This window comes from Pseudomonas sp. WJP1, from assembly GCF_028471945.1.
Taxonomy (GTDB): domain Bacteria; phylum Pseudomonadota; class Gammaproteobacteria; order Pseudomonadales; family Pseudomonadaceae; genus Aquipseudomonas.
Genome location: NZ_CP110128.1, coordinates 5,497,538 through 5,521,976, shown reverse-complemented (window position 1 = coordinate 5,521,976; position 24,439 = coordinate 5,497,538). Strand labels below are relative to the sequence as shown.

The window sequence follows — 24,439 nt, the reverse complement described above, 5'->3', positions numbered from 1 at the left end:
CGGTTTCAATTTGTACATGATTAGACAGGTACGATTCGACAAGAAACAACGGGTGGTCGACGAACTCATCCGGCGCATTGAAAGCGGTCTCATGGAGGACGGTTTTCACCTGCCGGGCGAGCATCAGTTGGCTCAAGAATTCAAAGTCAGCCGAGGAACCTTGCGTGAAGCGCTGGCCGAGTTGAAACGGCGCAACTACATTGCGACGCAAAGCGGAGTCGGTTCCATCGTCACCTTCGACGGTGTGGCGCTCGACCAGCGCAGCGGCTGGGCCCAGGCCCTGGCCGACAGCGGCGCGCTGATCAATACCGAAGTGCTGCGGCTGGAGGCGGTGACCCGTCCTGACCTGCTGCCGCGTTTCGGCACCGACCAGTTCATCACCCTGGACCGTCGCCGGCGTTCCAACGATGGCACGCTGGTCTCCCTCGAACGCTCCTTGATGCCCGCTACCGGTGGCCTGGAAAGCCTGCCGCGGGTTGGCTTGATCGATAACTCGCTGACCATCACCCTGGCCGCTTATGGCTACATCGGCGAGCGCGGCGATCAATGGATCGGCGCCGAGCCGTTGAACGCCGAAGATGCCGAATTGCTGGGCCGTCCGGTCGGCACGGTGTTCCTCAAAGCCTTGCGCACCACCTACGACCGGCAAAACCGCTTCATGGAACAGGTGGAAAGCCTGCTCGACCCTGTGCATTTTCGCCTGCACCTGCAGTTCGGGCCGTCGAAATGACGGCGCTCAATCGTGCGCTTGGCGCGTTCTATGGCCTGGCCCTGGGCGATGCACTGGGCATGCCGACTCAATCCCTGAGCCGCGCCCAGATCCAGGCGCGCTTCGGCGAAATCACCGACCTTGAAAATGCCGGTCCCGATCAGCCGATCGCCGCCAATATGCCCAAGGGCTCGATCACCGACGACACCGAGCAGGCCATTCTGGTCGGTCAATTGCTGGTCGAGGGTCTAGGCAACATCGAACCTTCGGTCCTCGCACAACGCTTGATCGAATGGGAAGCAGTGATGCAGGCCAAGGGCTCGCAGGACTTGCTCGGCCCTTCGACCAAGCGCGCGATCGAAATGATCCTCGCCGGCCATTCACCCGAAGAAGCCGGGCGCTACGGCACCACCAATGGCGCGGCGATGCGGATCACCCCGGTCGGGATTGCCGCGGATGTGGCCAATCCCGAGCGTTTCATCTATGCCGTGGTGCAGGCCTGCCAAGTCACCCATAACACCACGTTGGGAATTTCCAGTGCGGCGGCGGTGGCGGCGGTGGTTTCCGCGGGGATCAACGGCATGGACCTGGGCGAGGCGCTGAACCTCGGCCAGCAAATCGCCCAGCAAGCCGAAGGCCATGGCCACTGGGTGGCCGGCGGACGCATCGCTTCGCGCATCAGTTGGGCGCGCAGCATCAGCGTCGACAGTGACAAGGCGTTGCTCGCCGATTTGCTGTACGACGTGATCGGCACCTCGGTGGCTTCGCAGGAGTCGGTGGTGGTGTCGTTTGCCCTGGCCCAGCAGGTGGCCATCGGCGAAATGAGTGCCTTTGAGGCGCTGTGCATGGCGGCGAGCCTGGGTGGCGACACCGACACCATTGCGGCAATTCTGGGTGCGATGCTGGGGGCCTGCCTGGGGCTGCAGAGTTGGCCGCTGGCGATGATCGAGAAGGTCAAGGCCGTCAATGATCTGGAGCTTGAGCCATTGGTGAAAGGACTGTTGGCTTTGCGCTGACAGGACTGACGCCTTCGCGAGCAATGCATTCCCCTGTAGGAGCGAGCCTGCTCGCGATGGACTTCAGGACGACGCGGTTGATCAGGAAACCCGCGTTATCGTTCACGTCCATCGCGAGCAGGCTCGCTCCTACAGGGGGCATTGTCGACTCTAAAAATCTGATTTGCCCACAACCACAAAAATGGCAACAGGAGCATTTTTCATGAGTTCATCGAACGCCGGGCAGAGCGCCGGGCAACTGGAAACCCGCGGCATCGAGCCGGTGCCGGAGGCCGAGTGCAACGGGCATCCGCTGCAGCTGTTCTGGGTCTGGTTCGCCGCCAACATTTCCATCCTCGGCCTGCCGCTGGGCGCGACCCTCGTGGCGTTTCGCGGGTTGGCGATCTGGCAGGCGGTCATCGTCGCGATCCTCGGTGCCGCCGGTTCCTTCGCGGTGGTCGGGATCATTTCCATCGCCGGTCGTCGCGGCCGCGCGCCGAGCCTGACCCTGTCCCGCGCCATCTTCGGCGTGCGTGGCAATATCGGCCCGACCCTGGTGTCGCTGATGTCGCGCCTGGGCTGGGAAACCGTGAACACCACCACCGCGGCGTTCGTGTTGCTGTCACTGTGCTCGATCCTGTTCGGTTCGCCGGTGGAAGCCAAAAGCGCGCCGTTGCTGACCCTGGTGTTCATCGCGATTTTCGTGCTGCTGACCTTGTCGGTGTCCGGCCTCGGTCACGCCACGTTGCTGGTGATCCAGAAGTGGGCGACCTACGTGTTCGGCGCACTGAACATTCTGGTTGGCGGCTTCCTCTGCGCCACCATCGACTGGAGTGCGGTGTTCAACGCTACACCGGCGCCAATGAGTGCGATGATCATCGGCATCGGCACCATGGCGGCCGGCACCGGGATCGGTTGGGCCAACGCCGGCGCGGACATGTCGCGCTATCAACACCGCAGCGTCAAGGCCGTGCGCCTGGTGGCATCGGCGGCGTTCGGTGCGGGCATTCCACTGGTGCTGTTGATCACCCTCGGCGGTTTGCTGTCGGTGGGCAACAACGACCTGGCCCAGGCCACCGATCCGATCATCGCCATCCGCGACATGCTGCCGACCTGGATGGCCGTGCCGTACCTGATCACCGCCTTCGGTGGCCTGCTGCTGTCGAACAACCTGTCGGTGTACTCCGCCGGCCTGACCACGCTGACCCTAGGCCTGAAGGTCAAGCGCGTCTACGCCGTGGTGGTGGACATCGTGGCGATCTTCGCCGGTTCGATTTACTTCATGCTGATCGCCGACAGTTTCTACGGTCCGTTCATCACCTTTATTTCCCTGTTGGCGGTGCCGATCACCGCGTGGGTCGGGATCTTCGTGGTCGATCTGATGCATCGTCACTACTACAGCCCCAAGGATTTGCTGGATGTGAGCCCAACCAGCGCCTATTGGTATCGCGGCGGCGTCGAGTGGCGCGCGTTCGGTGCCTGGGCGGTGGCGATCGTGCTCGGTTTCAGCTTTACCACCATCGGCACCACGGCAGAAAACGTCTGGTTCAAGGGTTTCCTGTCCGACTCGTGGCTGGGGCATAACGGCCTCGGCTGGATCGTGACCTTTGTGGTCGCCGGTGGCATTTACCTGCTACTCGGCGGGGCGAAGGATCGTCGTGCTGCGCTGATCGAGAACGCTCATGCCTAAGATGCTGCACACCGGCCAGGTCATCATCGACCTGGTCATGGCCGTGGATAAATTGCCGCAAGCGGGGGGCGACGTGTTGGCGCAGTCCGCCAGCTTCGAAGCCGGGGGCGGTTTCAATGTGATGGCCGCCGCGCAACGTAACGGTCTGCCGGTGGTTTATCTCGGTCGGCATGGTACCGGGCGTTTCGGCGATCTGGCCCGCGCAGCGATGCTGGCCGAAGGTATCCACATCGGTATCATTCATCCCGCCGAGCGCGATACCGGGATCTGCGTGGCGATCACCGACGCCTCGGCCGAACGCAGCTTCGTGTCCTACATCGGCGCCGAAGGCGAATTGACGGCGCAAGACCTGGCCAGCGTGCCGGTCGAGGCGGGCGATTATGTCTACGTCAGCGGCTACAGCCTCCTGCAGGCGGGGAAGGCGCGGGCGCTGGTGGATTGGGTGCTGGCATTACCGGGCGGGATCAACGTGGTGTTCGATCCGGGGCCGCTGGTGGATTCGCCGGATGCGCCGCTGATGCGGGTGTTGCTGGCGCGCATTGACGTGTGGACCAGCAATGCGGTCGAGGCGCTGAAGTTCACCGGCGCAACGGACATCGACCAGGCGCTGGATCGGCTGGTCGAGCATTTACCGCGCGATGTGCTCATGGTCGTGCGCGACGGGCCCCAAGGATGCTGGATTGATCAGCAGGGCGAGCGGCGACATGTACCAGGTTTCAAGGTGCAGGCGGTGGACAGCAATGGCGCCGGTGATGCCCACGCCGGGGTGTTCGTGGCGGGGCTGGCGCAGGGGTTGTCTGCGCTTGATGCCGCGCAAAGGGCCAATGCGGCAGCGGCTTTGGCGGTGACTCGCTGGGGGCCGGCGACTTCTCCGGGAACTGCTGAGGTGGATGAGTTGATCAGGAAGACCTGAGGTGTCTGAGCTGCCGCCATCGCTGGCAAGCCAGCTCCCACAGGGTTCTATGGTGATCACAGACTATGTGCTCACTTGTGGGAGCTGGCTTGCCAGCGATGAGGCCCTCAGATCCAATTCATGATTCGGCTCTAGCCAGCCTTCAAATTTCTCATGGGGTGTTCACGCATCCAGCTTACGTGCGGCCTCAACGCCGGCAGCGCTGAGTTTGATCGGCAGGTTCAGCGAGTGTTCGCCGGCCTCGTTGCACACCACGTTGCCGTGCTGGATCAGTCCGCGCTCTTGCAGTGTGGCGAGGGTACTGGCCACGACTTTCTCCCCCCGGTAATTGTCGAGCACCTCCTTGCCCAAGCCACTCGGGTGGGCGTGCAGCAGGCGGGTCAGGACTTCTTTTTCCAGGTTTTTATCGACGTTCATGGTTACCTCTTCATTGCGATGGGTAGGTAGTGCGGCGAACTATTGGCTTGCGCCCCCTGAAGAGCTCGAGCCACCGGTGGTGGTCGAGCCGATGCCGGGGGCGGCGTTATCGGGTGTCTTGGTGTCCGGCAGGTTCAAGCCGCCCTGGCGGCCCGTATCGTTGCCTTGGGTCCGCGGATCGGTGCCGGTAGACGGCGGCAGGCTGCTGTCGACGCCCGTGCCATTGGTGTTTATTCCGGGGGAGCTCTGGATGGCGGGGGCCTTGGGCTTTTCGACCGGATTGGTCGGGCCTGTACCGGAGGCAGTGGTGGCAGCGATGGCGAGCGGGGACAGCAGGACAGCGAGGGCGAGGGCGGTCAACCTGGACGAGATCATGGGGGTGTCTCCATTGATTTAGAGTCCTTACCTGATGTTGGTCTGCCCCCGTTTCGAATTGGTGCCTGATCAACGACGAACGGTTCAGGCCTGCTGCAACGCCTTGGTGGTGCAGACTCGACGCCAGATCAATCGCCCCACGGTGATCAGCCAATTGAGCAGGGCGACCGCCATTACCGTGAGCAGCAGCGTGGCCATGCCTTGTTCGACGATGATTTTCCCGGCGAGCAACGGAAAGCCGAACACGCCGATAAAGTACGACAGGCTGAACAACAGCAAGGCCTGCGCCGTGGTGCCGCTCGGCGCTTCATTGGCGGCGAGGCCGTTGATCACCGAGTAGGTCAGCCCGTAGCCGACCCCGAGCATGACCGCCGCGATCACGTAGCTCAAGCCATCATCGATCACGAAACCGAACATCAGGATCGAGCCCAGCATCAGGCCTGACAGCAGGCAGGAAGCGCGCAACGGATCACGCTTGACCACGAAACCGGCGATCAGCATGCGGCTGCTGATCGCCGCGCCCATGAAGCCCAGGAAGAACAGCGAATAATCGAGCGAGCGCGCCGCTGCGTAGCTGGTCTGGAAACTCGACAGGCCACCGAATACGCAACCGCCGAGGCCGACCATGATGATTGCAAACACCGCTCTGGACGACAGCACTTGGGCCGTTGCACGCCAGGAAATCCGCGACACCGCAGTCGATTGCAGCGACGCGTTTTTCAGGTGTCGATCGAGCTGCCAGAACAGCAAAACCCCGATCAGGCTGGCCAGCGCAGCGAGGTAAAACGCCGCCGTCAGCGGGTAGCCGAGGGCGCTTGCGGCGCGCCCCAGCAAGGGCCCGCTGCCGATCCCGGTCATCATGCTGCCCGACAGCAACGCGAAGTATTTGGCCCGTTGTGCGGGAGTGACCAGGCTTGCGACGATGATCGGCCCGAGGGTGTAGAACACCCCCCAACCCAACCCTAGCAACAGCCCGAAAAACAGCAGCAGGTGGCCCACGCCCGGCGTCAGGGCGAAGCCCAGGCTGGCCGCCACCAGCAACAGACCGAACAGCGCGACCGAACGCGCGGCACCGAGCAGGTCGGACAAGTGACCGGACACAATTACCGCCGCAAACGTGCTGAGCATCGCCGCCGAAATCACACTGCCGGCGTCGTGTTCGTTGCCGCCACGCGAGCCGATCAGCAGCGACAGCAAGAAGGTCGAACCGTAGGACAGTGAGAGCAGGTAGCTGGCCAGGCAAAAGAGGCCGAACAATTTCCTGGAGACTGGAGGTGTTGCAGTGGACATGAAGCGGTTTCCTTGACCCGATGAATACGCAGGTCATCTATCTATCATGCAACGTGTCCATGTTAGGTCTGAGCTTGGCGATGCCAGGGTTAGTGCGAACCGGAGTAAGGTGCTCCCTCGCCACAATTCTCACGGCGCCTTAGTATGGCGTTTTCAACTTCTGACAAGGCACGTCCATGACGATCGAAATCCGCCCGGCGACCCCCAGTGACGCGCCGCAAATCCTCGCGTTCATCACTGAACTGGCCGACTACGAACGTGCTCGCCATGAAGTCATCGCCAGTGTCGCCGACATCGAGCGCAGCCTGTTCAGTGAAGGAGCGACGGCCCATGGCCTGATCTGCCTGCGCGAGGGTGTGCCCATCGGTTTTGCGGTGTTCTTTTTCAGCTACTCCACGTGGCTGGGCAGCAACTGCCTGTACCTCGAAGACCTGTACATCACCCCTGAGCAGCGCGGCGGCGGTGCGGGTAAAACCCTGCTGCGGCATCTGGCGAAAATCGCCTGTGCCAACGACTGTGGGCGCTTTGAATGGAGCGTGCTGGAGTGGAACATCCCGGCCATCGACTTCTACAAATCCCTGGGCGCACAGCCGCAGGAAGAGTGGGTTCGATACCGCATGGATGGGGCAGTCTTGCGGGATTTTGCTGAGGGTAATTAATACCGTTCAATAGATCGCAGCCTTCGGCAACTCCTAGATGGATCGCGTGTAAACCCGATCCTGTAGGGGCTGCCGAAGGCTGCGATCTTTTTTTGTCTTATCTCAATATGTGGGATTGATATTTATATATTGAGATTTATCGGCGCCAAGGTTTATAGTCCGCCTCACTCACTGCCAAAAACAGAACAGGTGAAGCGATGCAGGCGCAATTGATCGCGCTCGACTGGGGGACAACCTCATTACGTGCTTACAAACTTGCCGCGGGCGGCCAGGTGCTCGAACAACGTTCGTTGTCGTCGGGGATCATGCAGTTGCCCAAGGCTGCGCGAATTATCAACGGTCGCGAATGCGTCGACGGTTTTGAACTGGCGTTTGATGAGGCTTGTGGCGATTGGCTCGACGAACAGCCCGACTTGCCGGTGATCGCCTGCGGCATGGTCGGCAGCGCCCAGGGCTGGCGTGAAGCGGCCTATCGCGACACACCGGCGAACGTCGCCAGCCTCGGCACTTCCCTGCAAACCGTTCGCAGCCTGCGCGGTGTCGATGTGCACATCGTGCCGGGGGTGATCCAGCGTTCGCGCCTGCCGAACGTGATGCGCGGCGAAGAAACCCAGGTGCTCGGCGTCTTGCAGAACCTCGCGGGCGAGGCGGGCAGCGATCTGCTGATCGGCCTGCCGGGCAGCCATTCGAAATGGGTGGAAGTGGCCAACGGCTGCATCGTGCATTTCGATACCTTCATGACCGGCGAAGTCTTCGCCGTGCTCAGCGAACACAGCATCCTGGGGCGTACCCAACAGCGCGGCGCGTCATTCGATGCGGATGCATTCGATCGCGGCGTGCAGGTGGCGTTGTCGGCAGACGGCGAAATCGGCCCCCTGTCGACCTTGTTCAGCGCCCGCAGCCTCGGCCTCACCGGTGAACTCAGCGCCACGGCGCAAGCGGATTACCTGTCCGGCCTGTTGATCGGCCATGAACTGTCGGCCCTGGCCTGCGTGCAGCGCCGTCGCCGCAACAGCGTGCACCTGCCTTCGATCATCCTCATCGGCAATTCCCAACTGTGCAGCCGCTACAGCCGCGCACTCGATGCCTGCGGTTTTGCGCGGGTGACCTTGGCCGAGCAGGCCACCGAACGCGGGTTGTGGCAGCTGGCACTGGCGGCCGGCCTGATCGCGTCCACGCCAAATCGTTAAACCTGACTGGAGTCCTGACATGCTCAAACAAGCACTGGCGCAAAACGGGCTGATCGCGATCCTGCGTGGCCTGCGCCCGCAAGAAGCCGCCGCCATGGGTGAAGTCCTGTATGCCGCCGGATTTCGCGTGATCGAAGTGCCGCTCAATTCCCCTGAGCCGTACGAAAGCATCCGCATCCTGCGCAGCACGTTGCCCGCCGATTGCCTGATCGGCGCGGGCACGGTGCTGACGCCGCAGCAGGTTGAACAGGTGAAGGCGGCCGGCGGCCAGGTGATCGTCATGCCCCACAGCGATCCGCAGGTGTTGCGCGCAGCGAAAGCGGCCGGCCTATACCTGTCGCCCGGTGTCGCCACCCCGACCGAAGCCTTCGCGGCACTGGCCGAAGGCGCGGATGTGCTGAAGATGTTCCCGGCCGAGCAGATGGGCCCGGCGGTCGTCAAGGCCTGGCTCGCGGTGCTGCCGGCGGGAACGATCCTGGCGCCGGTCGGTGGCGTCACCCCGGACAACATGCAGGTGTTCATCGACGCGGGCGTCAAAGGCTTTGGCCTCGGTTCCGGGTTGTTCAAACCGGGCATGACGCCAGACGAAGTGGCGCTTAACGCCAAGGCTTACGTGGCTGCCTGGAAAGCCCTTCGCTAAGACTTTTTGGCGCTGCGAGCGCTGCATCTATAAGAGAGACAACAAGATGAAAATCACCAAACTGACCACCTTCATCGTTCCGCCACGCTGGTGCTTCCTCAAGGTCGAGACCGATGAAGGCGTCACCGGCTGGGGCGAGCCCGTGGTCGAAGGCCGCGCCCATACTGTCGCTGCAGCCGTTGAGGAATTGTCCGACTACCTGATCGGCAAAGACCCACGCAACATCGAAGACATCTGGACCGTGCTGTACCGCGGTGGCTTCTATCGTGGTGGCGCGATCCATATGAGCGCCCTGGCCGGCATCGACCAGGCGTTGTGGGACATCAAGGGCAAGGCGCTGGGCGTGTCGGTCAGTGACCTGCTGGGTGGACAGGTGCGGGACAAGATCCGCGTGTATTCGTGGATCGGCGGCGACCGCCCGGCAGACACCGCGCGCGCGGCGAAAGAAGCGGTCAGCCGGGGTTTCACCGCGGTGAAAATGAATGGCACCGAAGAGCTGCAGTTCCTCGATACCTTCGACAAGGTCGACCTGGCCCTGGCCAACGTCGCCGCCGTGCGTGATGCGGTGGGGCCGAACGTCGGCATCGGTGTCGACTTCCATGGCCGGGTCCACAAGCCCATGGCCAAGGTGCTGATGAAGGAACTCGACCCGTACAAACTGATGTTCATCGAAGAACCGGTGCTCAGCGAAAACTACGAAGCGCTGAAGGAACTGGCACCGCTGACCAGCACGCCGATTGCCCTGGGTGAGCGCTTGTTCTCGCGCTGGGATTTCAAACGCGTGCTCAGCGAAGGCTATGTCGACATCATCCAGCCGGATGCTTCCCATGCGGGTGGCATCACCGAAACCCGCAAGATCGCCAACATGGCTGAAGCCTACGACGTGGCACTGGCACTGCATTGCCCGCTGGGCCCGATTGCCCTGGCGGCGTGCCTGCAACTGGACGCGGCCTGCTACAACGCGTTCATTCAGGAGCAGAGCCTGGGTATCCATTACAACGAGAGCAACGACCTGCTCGACTATGTGAAGGATCCGCGGGTGTTCGACTACGACAAAGGCTTTGTGAAGATCCCGAACGGCCCGGGCCTGGGCATTGAGATCAACGAGGAGTACGTGATCGAACGCGCCGCGGTCGGCCACCGCTGGCGCAACCCGATCTGGCGCCATGCCGACGGCAGTTTTGCCGAGTGGTGAGTGCCTGACACACCACTGAACCCCTGTGGGAGCCAGCCTGCTGGCGATCTGGCCGGCACATCCAGCCTTTAAGGTGACTGACACACCGCTATCGCCAGCAGGCTGGCTCCCACAGTTTGATCTCCATGGACAGGGAGATCTGCCGTTCCACCGACCTCAATAAACATAAAAAGAGGCACACCTCATGCAACCGCAAACCCTCACCGGGCAGGCGTCGTTGGCGGCGCCCAGCCGCAAGCGTTTTTTCATCATGGTCCTGTTGTTCATCACCGTGGTGATCAACTACCTGGACCGCAGCAACCTGTCGATCGCCGCACCGGCGCTGACCAGCGACCTGGGTATCGATCCAATCCACGTCGGCCTGATCTTCTCGGCCTTCGGCTGGACCTACGCCGCCATGCAGATTCCTGGTGGCTGGCTGGTGGACCGGGTACCGCCGCGCATTCTCTATACCGCCGCACTGCTGTTATGGTCGATTGCCACGGTCATGCTTGGCTTCGCGGGCAGTTTCGTCGCCCTGTTCGTGTTGCGCATGGCCGTCGGTGCCCTGGAAGCGCCGGCCTATCCGATCAACAGCCGCGTGGTCACCACCTGGTTCCCGGAGCGTGAGCGCGCCACGGCCATCGGTTTCTACACCTCCGGGCAGTTCGTCGGCCTGGCATTCCTGACACCGGTTCTGGCCTGGCTGCAGCATGAATTCGGCTGGCACATGGTGTTCGTCACCACCGGTGCAGTGGGCATTCTGTGGGCGGTGATCTGGTACGCGGTGTATCGCGAGCCACGGGATTTCAAAGGCGCCAACGACGCCGAAATCGAGCTGATCAAAGAAGGCGGCGGGCTGGTGGACATCCAGTCCGAACAGGCCAAGGTCAAAGCCAAATTCAGCTGGACCGATCTGGGCATTGTCCTGACCAAGCGCAAGCTCTGGGGCATTTACCTCGGCCAGTTCTGCCTCAACTCGACGCTGTGGTTTTTCCTGACGTGGTTCCCGACCTACCTGGTGAAATACCGCGGCATGGACTTCATCAAGTCCGGCTTGCTGGCATCGCTGCCGTTTCTCGCGGCGTTCGTCGGTGTGCTGTGTTCCGGGTTCTTCTCGGACTTCCTGATTCGTCGTGGCTACACCGTGGGTTTCGCCCGCAAGTTGCCGATCATCAGTGGCCTGCTGATCTCCACGTCGATCATCGGCGCCAATTTCGTCGAATCGACGCCGCTGGTGATTGCCTTCCTCGCGCTGGCGTTTTTCGGCAACGGCCTGGCGTCGATCACCTGGTCACTGGTGTCGACCCTGGCGCCGGCGCGCTTGCTTGGGCTGACCGGCGGGGTGTTCAACTTCATCGGCAACCTGTCGGCCATCGCCACGCCGATCGTCATCGGCTTCCTGGCCAGCGGTGACTCCTTTGCCCCGGCCATCACCTATATCTCGGTGCTGGCGTTGATCGGTGCACTTTCCTACATCCTGCTGGTGGGCAAGGTCGAGCGTATCAAGTTGTAGTCGTGACCTGCGGGCGACCATAATGCCGCCCGTTCACTCGCTCAACGGTAAAGGCTGGATATGCAGGAAGACGCCCCAAAAATCGCCAAGGACGCCGCACCGACCGGCACCCAGACACTGCTTCGCGGCCTGGGTGTGGTTCAGGCCGTGGCCAGTGGCGCCCGCGATCTCAAGGAAATCGCCCGGTTGATCGGCACCACGCGCAGCACCACCCATCGCCTGGCCAGTTGCCTGGTGGACGAGCGGTATCTGCGGGTGGTGCCGCAGGTCGGTTATCTGTTGGGGCCCAAGCTGATCGAACTGGGGTTTCAGGCGCGCGAAGAATTGCCGTTGGTGACCCTGGCCGGGCCTTACCTGGATGAGTTGTCGGCGTTGACCGGCGACACCATTCACCTGGCCATCCGCGAAGGCGACGAGGTGCTGTACCTGCACAAGAATCCCGGGCGCAACGGTCCGGAGATGCGCTCGCGGGTCGGCCATCGCATGCCCTTGGCGCGCACCGGGATCGGCAAGGCGCTGATGCTCGATGACTCGCCGCAAGAGTGGCAGCGCTTGTACGAAGTCAGCCTGCCGGTGGGTGGGAAAAACCAGTTCTGGCCGCAGCATCCCGAGCAATCCTGGGAGCAGTTCCAGCAGCGCATGATCGAGTACGTGGACGGCGGTTATGCCTTCGACCTGGAAGACAACGAACCGTCGATCCGCTGCGTGGCGGCGCCGATCCGCGATGCCAGCAAACGCATCGTCGCCGCCATCAGCATCGCCAGCACCGTGCCGTACATGCCGCTGGAAAAAATGGCCGAGCTGATTCCCCTGATCAAAGGGGTCACGGCCCGGCTGTCGGCGGAGCTTGGCCTCAAGGTTTAAAGCTTGAGGGTCGCCATGTCGATGACGAAACGGTACTTCACGTCACCGGCGATCATGCGCGCGTAGGCCTCGTTGATCTGGCGGATGTCGAGCATCTCGATGTCGCAAGTGATGTTGTGTTCGGCGCAGAAATCCAGCACTTCCTGGGTTTCGGCGACTCCGCCGATCAAGGAGCCGGCCAGCACGCGACGGCCCAGCACCAGTTTCGCGGCATGCACCGGCGGATCGATCGGTTCGATCAGGCCCACCAGAATGTGCACGCCGTCGAAGCGCAGGGTGTCGAGGTACGGGTTGAGATCGTGCTGCACCGGAATGGTGTCCAGCAGGAAGTCGAAATGTCCCGCCGCAGCCTTCATCTGTTCGGCATCGGTGGACACGATCACGTGATCGGCGCCCTGACGACGACCTTCCTCGGCCTTGCTCGCCGAACGGGTGAACAACGTCACTTCGGCGCCCATGGCCTTGGCGAACTTGATGCCCATGTGGCCCAGGCCACCCATGCCGAGAATCCCCACCTTGTCGCCCGCCTTGACTCCGTAGTGCTTGAGCGGCGAGTAGGTGGTAATGCCGGCACACAGGATCGGTGCGGCGCTGGCCAGGTCGAGTTTTTCCGGAATGCGCACCACGAAATGCTCGCTGACCACGATGCTGTCGGAGTAACCGCCCATGGTGTTGCTGCCATCGACGCGGTCGGGGGTGGCGTAGGTCATGGTCGGACCTTCGAGGCAGTATTGCTCGAGGTCGGCGTGGCAGGCTTCGCAACTGCGGCAAGAGTCGACCATGCAGCCGACGCCGACCAGATCGCCGACCTTATGTTTAGTAACGTTCGCACCTATGGCGGTAACTTTTCCGACGATCTCGTGGCCAGGCATCAACGGGTAAACGGCAATGCCCCATTCATTGCGTGCCTGATGGATGTCGGAATGGCAAACGCCGCAGTAGAGAATCTCGATCGCGACGTCGTCGGGCCGTGGGCTGCGACGCTGGAATTTCATCGGGGCGAGGGGCGTGGTGGCCGACTGGGCGGCATATCCGATGGCGGTGTACATGGTGAGCCTCGCAAAAGCGTTAACAGGTGAGGCGGCGCATTCTGGGCGCCGGCCCCCCTCGCGGCCATGGCGATTCCTCCGGGTGTCATGCCTATTCCTCCGGCATGCGCCCTTGATCGATCGCATTGGCGATCAGACCTGCGATGATGTTTTCATCCCTTTTTCCGTGACTTTTTTTGTGAAGAGCTTCGATGTTGTTGACCCGTCACCTTGATGCCAATGCCACCCTGGTTTCGCTGATCGAGCCGCTATCGACGCGCGACGGATTCGTCCCGACCGCCTTGCCGGGCGTGCAGGTTCTGCGGGCCAGTTGCGATGTGGCCCGTGGGCCGCAGATCTATGAGCCGAGCCTGGTGATCATCGCCCAGGGCAGCAAACTGGCGTACCTGGGGCCGCGCACCCTTGAATATGGGGCAGGGCACTATCTGATCCAGGCGCTGCCGGTGCCGTTCGAGTGCGAAACTTTTGCGGCGCCCGACGGGCCGATGCTCGGGGTGTCGGTTGCGATCGACCGGGTGATGCTGGGCGAGCTGGTGTTGGCGATGGGCCTGGCGCCGGGGCGGCATATCCCGGCGCAAACACCTGAGTCCATGACTTCGGCCGTACTCGATGATGCGATGCGCGGTTGTGTCGAGCGACTGCTGCGTTGCCTGCACGATCCGCTGGAATGCCAGATCATGGGGCAGGCGCGCTTGCGTGAATTGCTGTTTGTCGCACTCCGTGGTCCGCAGGCCGATGTATTGCGGGCGCTGGTTGAGCAGCAGGGGCAGTTCGCCCGGATCGCGGCGTCCCTCAGTCATCTGCATGCGCATTACACCGAACCGTTGAACGTCGAGACCCTGGCCAGTTGCGCGAATATGAGTGCGTCGACCTTTCATGAGCATTTCAAGCGCAGCACCTTGCTGTCGCCGGTGCAGTACCTGAAGCGATTGCGTTTGCTCAGGGCGCAGCAGTTGTTATTGGGCGAGGGGTTGGGCGTGGCGCAGGTGGCGCATCGGGTGGGGTATCAGAGCACGTCGCAGTTCAGTCGCGAGTACAAGCGCTACTTCGAGCGTAACCCCGGGGACGAACGCGCCGCCTGAAGCACCGTAAATCCCTCTGTAGGAGTGAGCCTGCTCGCGATGAGGGCGTGTCAGTCGACATCATCGATGCCTGATTCACCGCTATCGCGAGCAGGCTCACTCCTACATTGGTTTTGTGGTGAAACAAAAATCGAGGGCAACAAAAAGGCCCCCATTCGGGAGCCTTGATGTTCAGGCGTTCGGCTTACATGTTCGGGTAAGTCGGGCCGCCGGCACCTTCCGGTGTCACCCAGGTGATGTTCTGTGCAGGGTCCTTGATGTCGCAGGTCTTGCAGTGAACACAGTTCTGGGCGTTGATCTGGAAGCGCTTCTCGCCGTCTTCCTTGGTCACTACTTCATACACGCCGGCCGGGCAGTAGCGCTGGGCAGGTTCGTCGTACAGCGGCAGGTTCTTGCTGATCGGGATGCTCGCGTCGGCCAGTTTCAGGTGGCACGGCTGCTCTTCTTCATGGTTGGTACCGGAGATGAACACCGAACTCAGTTTGTCGAAGCTGATCTTGCCATCCGGTTTCGGGTAGTCGATCTTCTTGCAGTCGGCCGCCAGTTTCAGGCACGCATAATCCGGCTTGGTGTCGTGCAGGGTGAACGGCAGTTTGCCGCCGAAGATGTTCTGGTCCAGCCAGTTGAAACCACCGCCGACGATGGCGCCGAACTTGTGGATCGCCGGGCCGAAGTTGCGGCTGGCGAACAGTTCTTCGTACAGCCAGCTGTTCTTGAAGCTTTCGACGTAGTTGGTCAGCTCGTCGCCGCCTTCGGACTCGGCGAACAGGCGATCGGCCACGGCGTCAGCCGCCAGCATGCCGGACTTCATCGCGGTGTGGCTGCCCTTGATCTTGGCGAAGTTCAGGGTGCCGAGGTCGCAACCGATCAGCGCGCCGCCCTTGAAAACCATTTTCGGCAGCGAGTTCAGGCCGCCTTTGCAGATGGCGCGGGCGCCGTAGCTGACGCGCTTGCCGCCTTCCAGATACTGCTTGAGCACCGGGTGATGCTTGAGGCGCTGGAACTCGTCGAACGGCGACAGGTAGGTGTTGCTGTAGGACAGGTCGACGATCAGGCCAACGACCACCTGGTTGTTTTCCAGGTGATAGAGGAACGAGCCACCGGTGTTCTCGGTGCCCATGATGTCCATCGGCCAACCGGCGGTGTGCACCACCAGGCCTGGCTGGTGCTTGGCCGGGTCGACTTCCCAGATTTCCTTCAGGCCGATGCCGTAGTGCTGGGCGTCGGCATCGCTGGCGAGGTTGAAGCGCTTGATCAGTTGCTTGCCGATGTGGCCGCGGCAACCTTCGGCGAACAGCGTGTACTTGCCGCGCAGCTCCATGCCCGGGGTGTACAGGCCTTCTTTCGGGTTGCCCTCGCGGTCAACGCCCAGATCGCCGGTGATGATCCCACGGACCACGCCGTTTTCGTCGAACAGTGCTTCCTGGGCGGCGAAGCCCGGGTAGATCTCCACGCCCAGGTTCTCGGCCTGCTGGGCCAGCCAGCGGCACAGGTTACCCAGGGAAATGATGTAGTTGCCTTCGTTGTGCATGGTCTTGGGCACAAAGAAGTCTGGAATTTTTTGCGCGCTTTCGGCGTTTTTCAGCACGAAGATGTCATCGCGGGTGACCGGCGTGTTCAGCGGCGCGCCGAGTTCTTTCCAGTCCGGGAACAGTTCGTTCAGGGCGCGGGGTTCGAACACTGCACCAGACAAGATGTGAGCACCGACTTCGGAGCCTTTTTCGACCACGCAGACGCTGATTTCCTTACCGGCTTCGGCGGCCTTCTGCTTCAATCGGCAGGCAGCGGAAAGACCAGCGGGGCCGGCACCGACGATGACCACGTCGAATTCCATGTATTCGCGTTCCACAGGTTATCTCCTACTCAAGGCTCAACAGTTTTTTTTCTAATATGGAGGTTGGGTGTCGCATCCATGAATCCCAGCGCAACGCCGGGAGCGGACAATCGATTAACCACCTTTCTCTTTGGTGGCGCATTATATCTACACCACTCTCAGCGTCCAATACAAACGTTTGTTTGAAATGGCTCAAAGCCAGAGAAATCAAAGTCACGCGGGGTATGAACGGCCATTTTGGCGTATTGACCGGAATAGGCGTTCCGGTCAAGATACGGGCGGTTTTGCGCTCGCCGTAGGCTGACTGTTGGTTTCAAGAGCACCTCTAAAGACAGGCGATGGCAGTGGAAAGTGATGCGCCGCGCGGGTTTGACGCGCAGTTTACACGTCGCGATATTGAATGACTCGTTAGTCACTCCTGACGAACGGTCATCAGCATCATGAGCGATGGTCACTTGACACGTTTGCCGGCGTTTTTGGAGGTGCCCTTGCGCCCGATGAGCATCAACCGCCAGGTTCGCCTAGGCGACTTTCTTTTCACCGGAGAGTAACGAGGAATCCATGAAGGTTCTTGTAGCTGTCAAACGCGTTGTGGATTACAACGTGAAAGTTCGCGTCAAGGCGGACAATTCCGGCGTCGATCTTGCCAACGTCAAGATGTCGATGAACCCGTTCTGCGAGATCGCCGTGGAAGAAGCCGTACGCCTGAAAGAAAAGGGTGTTGCGACTGAAATCGTCGTCGTCTCCGTGGGCCCGTCCACCGCTCAAGAGCAACTGCGCACCGCGCTGGCTCTGGGTGCCGACCGCGCCATCCTCGTCGAGTCCGCCGAAGACCTGACTTCCCTGGCTGTTGCCAAGCTGCTCAAGGCTGTTGTCGACAAGGAACAGCCTCAGCTGGTGATCCTTGGCAAACAAGCCATCGACAGCGACAACAACCAGACTGGCCAGATGCTGGCGGCACTGAGCGGCTACGGTCAGGGCACGTTTGCCTCCAAAGTCGAAATCAGCGGCGACAGCGTAGCTGTTACCCGCGAAATCGACGGCGGCGCGCAGACCGTTTCCCTGAAACTGCCGGCCATCGTCACCACCGACCTGCGTTTGAACGAGCCGCGCTACGCGTCGCTGCCAAACATCATGAAAGCCAAGAAGAAGCCTCTCGAGACGCTGACTCCGGATGCTTTGGGCGTTTCCACCGCCTCCACCAACAAGACCGTGAAAGTCGAAGCGCCTGCTGCACGCAGCGCGGGTATCAAGGTCAAGTCGGTGGCTGAACTGGTCGAGAAACTGAAAAACGAAGCGAAGGTAATCTAAATGACTATCTTGGTTATTGCTGAACACGACAACAAAGTGCTGGCCCCGGCCACGCTGAACACTGTTGCTGCCGCCGCCAAAATTGGTGGTGACATCCACGTTCTGGTTGCAGGCCAGGGCGCTGGCGCCGTGGCTGAAGCCGCTGCGCAAGTCGCTGGCGTGAGCAAAGTCTTGGTAGCTGACAATGCTGCCTACGCTCACCAACTGCCGGAAAACGTCGCTCCTCTGGTTGCTGAATTGGGCAAGGGCTACAGCCACATCCTGGCTGCCGCCACTTCCAACGGTAAAAACATCCTGCCGCGCGTTGCCGCTGCACTGGACGTTGACCAGATCTCCGAGATCATCTCGGTCGAAAGCGCTGACACCTTCAAGCGTCCGATCTACGCCGGTAACGCCATTGCTACCGTTCAGTCGAACGCTGCAGTGAAAGTGATCACCGTGCGTGCTACCGGTTTCGACCCGGTTGCCGCTACCGGTGGTTCGGCTGCTGTTGAAGCCGTTGGCGCTGCCCATGACGCTGGCATCTCCAGCTTCGTCGGCGAAGAACTGGCCAAGTCCGATCGTCCGGAACTGACCGCTGCCAAGATCGTCGTTTCCGGCGGTCGTGGCATGCAGAACGGTGACAACTTCAAGCACCTGTACGCCCTGGCCGACAAGCTGGGTGCTGCCGTGGGTGCTTCGCGCGCCGCGGTCGACGCAGGTTTCGTACCCAACGATATGCAGGTCGGTCAGACCGGCAAGATCGTTGCGCCACAGCTGTACATCGCGGTCGGTATCTCCGGCGCGATCCAGCACCTGGCCGGCATGAAAGACTCCAAGGTGATCGTTGCGATCAACAAGGACGAAGAAGCGCCGATCTTCCAGGTGGCCGATTACGGCCTGGTGGCAGACCTGTTCGAAGCCATCCCTGAGCTGGAGAAGCTGGTCTAATCCGGCGTCTTCACTTATAAAGAGCCCGACCCTTTGGTCGGGCTTTTTTTTGCCTCTGTACCTGTAGGAGCGAGCCTGCTCGCGATGGTCTCAAATGCACCGCGTGTATCCAGGATACCCGTGTCATCGTTGACGTCCATCGCGAGCAGGCTCGCTCCTACAGGGATATAAACGGTCTCAACGGGAGTGTGCTGCTATGGATCTGCGTCTCGCGTGGAGTTTTCTGGGTTTGGCGCTATTGCCCACACTGTCGATCGCCGCCGGCAAATGCGAACGCCTGGTGGTCACCGGCAGCCCGGATGCGCCACCGTACCTGTGGCAAGACCCGCAAGATCCCAAGCACCTGATCGGCGCCAGTGCCGATTTGTTGCAGCAGGTAGCGGGGCAGTTGGGCATCAAGGTCCAGTTGCTCTACGCCGGCAAACGCGCCCAGGCGCTGGAGGAAGTACGCAGCGGGCGCATGGACATGCTGGCCGATGCCCCGTTGACGGTCAGCGAGCTGGAATCCCTGGACTACATTCATCCAGCGTTGCTGGAGAACGATTATCTGGTGTGGACCCGCAAGGACTCGTCGCTGGTCTACAACGCAGTCGCAGACCTGCACGGGCATCCCGGGGCGTTGTCGGAAAAGTCGCGATTGACCTCGCAGTTCGCCACTTTCGCCGAACAGCAATTGAGCCTCACCCGTACGCCGAACCTGACCCAGGCCCTTCAGAAATTGCTCCTGGGCGAGGTGGAGTTTGTCCTGGCAGGGCGCTACTCCGGCATGGCGATGGCGCAGACCCTGGGCATGGCCAATGACCTGGTCGCCCGCGCGCAACCGGTCGACAAACCGGGTCTGTTTCTGGCGGTTTCCCACAACTCGGCCTGCAACGATCCGTGGTTGCGCGGACAGTTGGCCAAAAAGATGACAGAATTGCCCGCGTCCGGACTGACGGAAGCCGTACTGCAACGCAACATCGAGCGTTGGAATGCGCAGCAGAAACAACCTGTCAGTACCCCAAAACAGTAGGGATTCTTAGTGAGTATTCGACCTCTTTTCGCTGCCCTGGCCGTTCTGGCTCTGGCGGGTTGTGCAGCCGATCCGGCGCCGAATGAACAAATGCGCCTGACCGCACAGGCCGTCGAGCAAGCCAAGGCCGTAGGTGCCACTGCCGACGAAGTGCCGGAAATGAAACTGGCCGAAGACAAGTACAACCGGGCCAAGGGCAGCATGGCTGACCAGTCTTTCAGGAATGCGCGGATGCGCGCCGAGCAGGCCGAGCTGGACGCGCGCCTGGCCGAAGCCCGGGTCCTGACCCTCAAGAGTGAAGAACAGCTGAACGTGCTCAATACCCGCATCGCCCGCCTGCAAAAGCAGTTGGGAGCAGCCCAATGAGCCTCAAGTCCAACATTCTCGGTATTTTGATCCTGGCAGGAACCGTGAACCTTGTCGGCTGCGCCGGCCAGCAAGGCGAAGCGGCGCTGCAACAGGCGGGCGCCGACTTCCAGAAGGTCAAGGAAGACTCCAACGTGCTGCGCATCGCCCCCAAGGACGTGATTCGCGCCGGTGAGTCCCTGGCCCGGGCCGACCGTTTGTCCACCTATTGGGGCAGCGGCTCGGATGTGGTGCATTACGCTTACCTGAGCCAGCGCTATAGCGAGATTGCCAGGGAGCACACCAACCTGGTGCTCAACGAAGAGCGCGCCGCCAAGCTGGAGCTGGAACGCCAGCGCCTGCAACTGGCCCTGCGCGAATCCAAGTTGCTCAGCGTGCAGCAGCAGGGCAAATGGCTGGAAGAGCAGATCCTGGCCCTGGCGACCACCCAGACCGACCGTGGCCTGGTGATGACCCTGGGCGATGTGCTGTTCGACACCGGTGAAGCAGAGCTGAAAAACTCGGCCAATCGCGTGGTGCTGAAGATTGTGCAGTTCCTGCAGCTCAACCCCAAGCGCGTGGTGCGCATCGAAGGCTACGCCGACAGTACCGGCGGCAAGCAGGAAAACCTCAAGCTGTCCCGCGACCGGGCGCAATCGGTGGCGGACGTGCTGATGGACCTGGGCATCGACGACAAGCGCATCCGGGTTGAAGGTTATGGCGATGAGTATCCGGTTGACGCGAACGCCTCCGAGCGGGGCCGGGCGCAGAACCGTCGGGTGGAAATCGTGTTTTCCGACGAAAAAGGCCAGCTCGGCGCTGCCCGCTAAAGGGTAGCGTCTCTGGAAAGCCCGGCCTGCCAGACAGCGCCGGGTTTTTTTTCGCCTGCCGATTACCGCACAAAACAGTACAGTTTTTGCTGACACTGCACTGTACTGTCGACTATTGTGGCAACTGTCCCCGTACACTTCTAAACTGTTCCGGTATTGTTTCACACAAGAATAAAATGCCCGTGAAATCGAGTGCTGCGTCATGACCAACCTCTTGCTCTACCAACGTATTGCTCAGCAACTGGCCGAAGACATCCGCCGTGGTGTCTATCAACCGGGCGAGCGCGTGCCTTCGGTGCGCAAGATGAGTTCGCAGCTCAATGTCAGCCATGCCACGGTGCTGCAGGCGTATGCCAACCTCGAAGATCAGGGGCTGATCCGCGCGCGGCCGCAGTCCGGTTACTACGTGCACCAGACTCCGGCTCTGACCGCGCCGACACCGGACATTGCCCGGGTCGAACGTCCAGGCCTGGTCACCCGCAGCAGCATCATTCAGCAGGTGTTGGTCGAATCCCGTCGCGAAGGCGTTTTTCCGCTGGGTGCAGCGGTGCCCAGCGTCGACTATTTGCCGGTGCGGGCCCTGCATCAGCAATTGGCCAAAGTCACCCGGTTCCATAGCCCGCGGGCGTTCAGCTACATGTTCAGCCCCGGTTTCGAACCCCTGCGCCGACAGGTGGCGATCCGCATGCGCGATGCCGGCGTGGTGGTCGACCCTTCGGAAGTGGTGATCACCCATGGCTGCGTCGACGCCTTGCAGATGTCCCTGCGGGTGCTGACCCGGCCCGGTGACCTGATCGCGGCCGAGTCGCCGACCTATTACGGGTTGCTGCAGCTGGCCGATCTTTTGGGCCTCAAAGTCATCGAAATCCCCAGCGACCCGTCCACCGGCATGAGCCTCGAAGCCCTGCAATTGGCGGCCAACCAGTGGTCGATCAAAGCGCTGGTGCTGACCACTCGTCTGAGCAATCCGTTAGGCGGCACCATGCCGGAAGAGCGGCAGAAGCAACTGCTGCGCCTGGCGTCGGACTTTGACATCCAGGTCGTCGAAGACGATATCTACGGCGAGCTGATGTTCGAGCAGGGCCGCACCAAATCGCTCAAGGCCTATGACCGGCTGGACCGGGTGATTTACTGCTCGAGCTTCTCCAAGACCCTGTCGCCGGGGGTGCGGATCGGCTGGATGATTGCCGGCAAGTACCAGCAGGAGATCCAGCGCCTGCAAACCTTCAGTACCCATTCGGCCTGCAGCGTCACGCAGATGGGCATTGCCGCCTATCTGGAAAACGGTGGTTACGACCGCCATTTGCGTTACATCCGCCAGGAGTACCGCAAGAACCTCAGCGCCTTCCAGCTGGCGGTGCAGCAGTATTTCCCCGAAGGCACGCAGATGACCCGGCCTACCGGCGGTTTCATTTTGTGGGTGAGCCTGCCGGGACGGGTCAACACCCAGGAACTGCATGTGCGAGCGTTGCAGCAGGGCATCAGTATCGCGCCGGGGCTGATTTTCAGTAACACCGAGCAGTTCAACCACTGCATCCGGCTCAATTGCGGCATCCCGTGGAACCGCGAAGCCGAACGTGCATTGATGACCCTGGGCATGCTTGCCACCCAGCTCTGCCAGGAGATGGCTGGCGGCTTTTGACCGGGCGGCCTCTGTCCGTGCTTGTCACGGGGCGTGCAACAGGCGAGCATAGGCACCTCTGTCGTTTTCGCCGTTTGCGTCGTTGGGTACATGAAGCCGATTCTCCCTGCCGTCTGGCTGTTGATCTGCCTGTTAGTGAGTGTTCAGCCGGCGTCCGTGAAGGCCGAATCCGTGCAGGAAAAACCCGCCGCCAGCGCTGCCAAGGCAACCCCGAAAAAAACCGCACCGGTCAAAAAGCCCGCCACGGTAAAAAAGCGCGCACCGATTGCCTCCAAGTCAAAACCGGCCAGCGAGGTGGTGAAAACCCCGGTACCCTCAGCCGACCTGGATTTGAGCCTGCCCAAAGATATGGTCGAAGAGCTGAAACCGGTCGGTACGGTTCCATTGCCCAAGCGCGAACCGGTGTTGCCGCAGATGTTCGGTGACAAGAGCAGCCAGTTCCAGCTCAACGGCAGGCTGATCAACAACGAAATGCAGCTGCAAATGCGTAACGAAGAGCGCCATGAGGTCGAAGGCGCAGCGCTGGAATTCGAGTTCAAGCGCTAAATTCCGCCGTTAGCTGACCCGCCAGCCAGACGCTTGGTCGGAGACTGGCCGGTCACGCCCATTTGCAGGCAAATACCCAGGCAAGGGTAATTTAAAACAACTGTTTTAGCGGTTACTCTGTGCCCCGTCCTTTAACACATTGCTCGTCGCGAGGAGCTTTTCGTCATGAAATGCCGTGAGGGCTGTGGCGCCTGCTGCATTGCCCCTTCCATCAGTTCACCGATTCCCGGTATGCCCCATGGCAAAGCCGCCGGGGAACGTTGCCTGCAATTGTCAGCTGAAAACCTGTGCAACATTTTCGGCAAACCCGAGCGCCCGGCGGTGTGTTCGGCCTTCGAGGCTGACATCGAGGTGTGTGGCAACAGCAGCGAAGAGGCTATCCGGTTGATTGGCTGGTGGGAGCAGATGACCGCGGCGTGATGTGTTCGACGAACGGAACTTAAACAATAAGGAATAAGATTATGGGTTCGCTGCATCGTATCGCTGTGTTGTGTGGTTTGACCGCTGTACTGGTCACTTCGGTCGCCCAGGCCGAAGACTGGAAAGTCGCCAAGAACGAAGACGGCATCAAGATCTCCCTGAGTGAAGTGGCCGGCTCCGACTACAAGGCCTATCAGGGCGTCACCCTGATGAAGACCACCGTGGCCAAACTGCGCGCGCTGCAGGAAGACGTGGTCGGCGCCTGCGCCTGGATTCACGAGTGCAAGATCCAGAAGTTGCTCAAGCACGAAGGTGATCAGAGCTGGACCTACACCCAGTTCAATACGCCATGGCCGGTCACGCCGCGTGATTCGGTGCTGCACATCACCACGATCACAGGCGCCGATGGCAGCCTGACGCGCAAGCTCGAAGGCATGCCGAAATACCTTCCTGAAGAAAAGGGTTTTGTGCGGGTCGCCAAGGTCGATGGTTTCTGGAAGTTCGTCCCCAAGGGCGATCAGGTTGAAGTGACCTACCAGGTACACACTGAGCCAGGTGGTAGCGTGCCATCGATGGTGGCCAACAAGTTTGTGGTGGATGCGCCGTTCAACACCTTGAAAAACCTGAAAGCGCTGGCCGAGAAATAAAAGCGGGTACCACCCATTCCCCTGTAGGAGCGAAGCTTGCTCGCGATGGACGTCAACGATAACGCGGGCTGTCTGCATGCCCGTGCCGTCCTGGCGTTTTTAGTCGGAACGCCGCCCGGAGCAAGCATCGCTCCTACACAAACCTTTATTGTGTTTCCGAATATTCGTTGCACACAATTTTCACAAAGCCTCCAAGACAATTCCCCCCCGCGCGGCCATCGACGAACAGTAATCAATGGCAATGCCGCGATTGATCGTGCAACATTTGCGCACCGCGCGAACCCCGGGGCCGAGTACTGGCCAACAGAGGGCAGGGCGCAGCTGTATTTTCGAAACTTAAACTTCCAATGGGTCCTAAA

The 24,439-nt window shown here is 61.0% G+C and carries 25 protein-coding genes; 20 read left to right on the top strand and 5 right to left on the bottom strand.

Going from position 1 to position 24,439, the window contains the following annotated elements:
- Positions 1-16 precede the first annotated feature (16 nt).
- The 4 genes from OH720_RS24700 (at position 17) to OH720_RS24685 (ending at position 4,307) form a co-directional block, all read left to right on the top strand.
- A complete protein-coding gene (locus OH720_RS24700) occupies positions 17-730 on the top strand; it encodes a GntR family transcriptional regulator (RefSeq protein WP_272603260.1) in 714 nt (237 codons plus the stop codon).
- Positions 727-1,725 (top strand): ADP-ribosylglycohydrolase family protein, encoded by a 999-nt coding sequence (locus OH720_RS24695; protein WP_272603259.1) that lies wholly within the window; start codon positions 727-729, stop codon positions 1,723-1,725. Before OH720_RS24700 ends, OH720_RS24695 begins: the two co-directional genes overlap by 4 nt.
- Positions 1,726-1,927: 202 nt before the next feature.
- Positions 1,928-3,394 (top strand): purine-cytosine permease family protein, encoded by a 1,467-nt coding sequence (locus OH720_RS24690; RefSeq protein ID WP_272603258.1) that lies wholly within the window; start codon positions 1,928-1,930, stop codon positions 3,392-3,394.
- Positions 3,387-4,307, top strand: a complete 921-nt coding sequence (locus tag OH720_RS24685) for a PfkB family carbohydrate kinase (RefSeq protein ID WP_272603257.1) — start codon at positions 3,387-3,389, stop codon at positions 4,305-4,307. Before OH720_RS24690 ends, OH720_RS24685 begins: the two co-directional genes overlap by 8 nt.
- Before the next feature lie 162 nt (positions 4,308-4,469).
- Here the strand turns inward: OH720_RS24685 and OH720_RS24680 are convergent, their stop codons facing one another.
- The 3 genes from OH720_RS24680 to OH720_RS24670 all read right to left on the bottom strand — a co-directional run bounded on the left by OH720_RS24680 (position 4,470) and on the right by OH720_RS24670 (position 6,389).
- Positions 4,470-4,724: a hypothetical protein gene (locus tag OH720_RS24680; RefSeq protein ID WP_272603256.1), complete on the bottom strand. Its 255-nt coding sequence runs from the start codon at positions 4,722-4,724 to the stop codon at positions 4,470-4,472.
- Between the two features lie 39 nt (positions 4,725-4,763).
- Complete coding sequence (locus OH720_RS24675) at positions 4,764-5,099, bottom strand: hypothetical protein (protein WP_272603255.1); 336 nt, start codon at positions 5,097-5,099, stop codon at positions 4,764-4,766.
- An 84-nt stretch (positions 5,100-5,183) separates the two neighbouring features.
- Entirely contained in the window at positions 5,184-6,389 is a 1,206-nt protein-coding gene (locus OH720_RS24670; protein ID WP_272603254.1) for an MFS transporter, read from the bottom strand.
- A gap of 176 nt (positions 6,390-6,565) precedes the next feature.
- Between OH720_RS24670 and OH720_RS24665 the strand changes: the two genes are divergently transcribed.
- The 6 genes from OH720_RS24665 to OH720_RS24640 all read left to right on the top strand — a co-directional run bounded on the left by OH720_RS24665 (position 6,566) and on the right by OH720_RS24640 (position 12,432).
- Positions 6,566-7,048: a GNAT family N-acetyltransferase gene (locus tag OH720_RS24665; RefSeq protein WP_272603253.1), complete on the top strand. Its 483-nt coding sequence runs from the start codon at positions 6,566-6,568 to the stop codon at positions 7,046-7,048.
- Positions 7,049-7,245: 197 nt separating this feature from the next.
- Positions 7,246-8,238, top strand: coding sequence for a 2-dehydro-3-deoxygalactonokinase (locus tag OH720_RS24660; RefSeq protein WP_272603252.1), 993 nt, complete (start codon positions 7,246-7,248; stop codon positions 8,236-8,238).
- A gap of 19 nt (positions 8,239-8,257) precedes the next feature.
- A complete protein-coding gene (locus OH720_RS24655) occupies positions 8,258-8,878 on the top strand; it encodes a 2-dehydro-3-deoxy-6-phosphogalactonate aldolase (protein ID WP_272603251.1) in 621 nt (206 codons plus the stop codon).
- A 46-nt stretch (positions 8,879-8,924) separates the two neighbouring features.
- On the top strand, positions 8,925-10,073 hold the full coding sequence (dgoD, locus tag OH720_RS24650) for a galactonate dehydratase (RefSeq protein WP_008065848.1): 1,149 nt from the start codon (positions 8,925-8,927) through the stop codon (positions 10,071-10,073).
- A 184-nt stretch (positions 10,074-10,257) separates the two neighbouring features.
- Positions 10,258-11,568, top strand: a complete 1,311-nt coding sequence (locus tag OH720_RS24645; RefSeq protein ID WP_008065845.1) for an MFS transporter — start codon at positions 10,258-10,260, stop codon at positions 11,566-11,568.
- Positions 11,569-11,628: 60 nt separating this feature from the next.
- Entirely contained in the window at positions 11,629-12,432 is an 804-nt protein-coding gene (locus OH720_RS24640; protein ID WP_272603250.1) for an IclR family transcriptional regulator, read from the top strand.
- On the opposite strand, the gene OH720_RS24635 is transcribed toward OH720_RS24640, so the two are convergent.
- Complete coding sequence (locus OH720_RS24635; RefSeq protein ID WP_272603249.1) at positions 12,429-13,481, bottom strand: NAD(P)-dependent alcohol dehydrogenase; 1,053 nt, start codon at positions 13,479-13,481, stop codon at positions 12,429-12,431. The two genes, OH720_RS24640 and OH720_RS24635, sit on opposite strands and share 4 nt — an antisense overlap.
- 191 nt (positions 13,482-13,672) lie before the next feature.
- On the opposite strand from OH720_RS24635, the gene OH720_RS24630 reads away from it, so the two are divergent.
- Positions 13,673-14,563: an AraC family transcriptional regulator gene (locus OH720_RS24630; RefSeq protein WP_272603248.1), complete on the top strand. Its 891-nt coding sequence runs from the start codon at positions 13,673-13,675 to the stop codon at positions 14,561-14,563.
- A 184-nt stretch (positions 14,564-14,747) separates the two neighbouring features.
- Here OH720_RS24630 and OH720_RS24625 read toward each other — a convergent pair whose 3' ends face one another.
- Entirely contained in the window at positions 14,748-16,412 is a 1,665-nt protein-coding gene (locus tag OH720_RS24625; RefSeq protein WP_272603247.1) for an electron transfer flavoprotein-ubiquinone oxidoreductase, read from the bottom strand.
- 546 nt (positions 16,413-16,958) lie between these two features.
- Between OH720_RS24625 and OH720_RS24620 the strand changes: the two genes are divergently transcribed.
- The 9 genes from OH720_RS24620 to OH720_RS24580 all read left to right on the top strand — a co-directional run bounded on the left by OH720_RS24620 (position 16,959) and on the right by OH720_RS24580 (position 24,080).
- Complete coding sequence (locus OH720_RS24620) at positions 16,959-17,708, top strand: electron transfer flavoprotein subunit beta/FixA family protein (protein ID WP_008017740.1); 750 nt, start codon at positions 16,959-16,961, stop codon at positions 17,706-17,708.
- Positions 17,709-18,638, top strand: a complete 930-nt coding sequence (locus tag OH720_RS24615; protein ID WP_046815974.1) for an electron transfer flavoprotein subunit alpha/FixB family protein — start codon at positions 17,709-17,711, stop codon at positions 18,636-18,638.
- 196 nt (positions 18,639-18,834) lie between these two features.
- Positions 18,835-19,650 (top strand): substrate-binding periplasmic protein, encoded by an 816-nt coding sequence (locus OH720_RS24610; RefSeq protein WP_272603246.1) that lies wholly within the window; start codon positions 18,835-18,837, stop codon positions 19,648-19,650.
- Between the two features lie 9 nt (positions 19,651-19,659).
- Entirely contained in the window at positions 19,660-20,016 is a 357-nt protein-coding gene (locus tag OH720_RS24605; RefSeq protein ID WP_180202659.1) for a DUF4398 domain-containing protein, read from the top strand.
- On the top strand, positions 20,013-20,825 hold the full coding sequence (locus OH720_RS24600) for an OmpA family protein (RefSeq protein WP_272603245.1): 813 nt from the start codon (positions 20,013-20,015) through the stop codon (positions 20,823-20,825). The genes OH720_RS24605 and OH720_RS24600 overlap by 4 nt, the downstream gene beginning before the upstream one ends.
- 202 nt (positions 20,826-21,027) lie before the next feature.
- The gene (locus tag OH720_RS24595; protein ID WP_008060827.1) at positions 21,028-22,467 is read left to right on the top strand and encodes an aminotransferase-like domain-containing protein; all 1,440 of its coding nucleotides are present in this window, start codon (positions 21,028-21,030) and stop codon (positions 22,465-22,467) included.
- A gap of 90 nt (positions 22,468-22,557) precedes the next feature.
- A complete protein-coding gene (locus tag OH720_RS24590; protein WP_272603244.1) occupies positions 22,558-23,013 on the top strand; it encodes a translation initiation factor 2 in 456 nt (151 codons plus the stop codon).
- 165 nt (positions 23,014-23,178) lie between these two features.
- Positions 23,179-23,433 (top strand): YkgJ family cysteine cluster protein, encoded by a 255-nt coding sequence (locus OH720_RS24585; protein ID WP_272603243.1) that lies wholly within the window; start codon positions 23,179-23,181, stop codon positions 23,431-23,433.
- Positions 23,434-23,474: 41 nt separating this feature from the next.
- Positions 23,475-24,080, top strand: coding sequence for an START domain-containing protein (locus OH720_RS24580; RefSeq protein ID WP_272603242.1), 606 nt, complete (start codon positions 23,475-23,477; stop codon positions 24,078-24,080).
- Positions 24,081-24,439 lie beyond the last annotated feature (359 nt).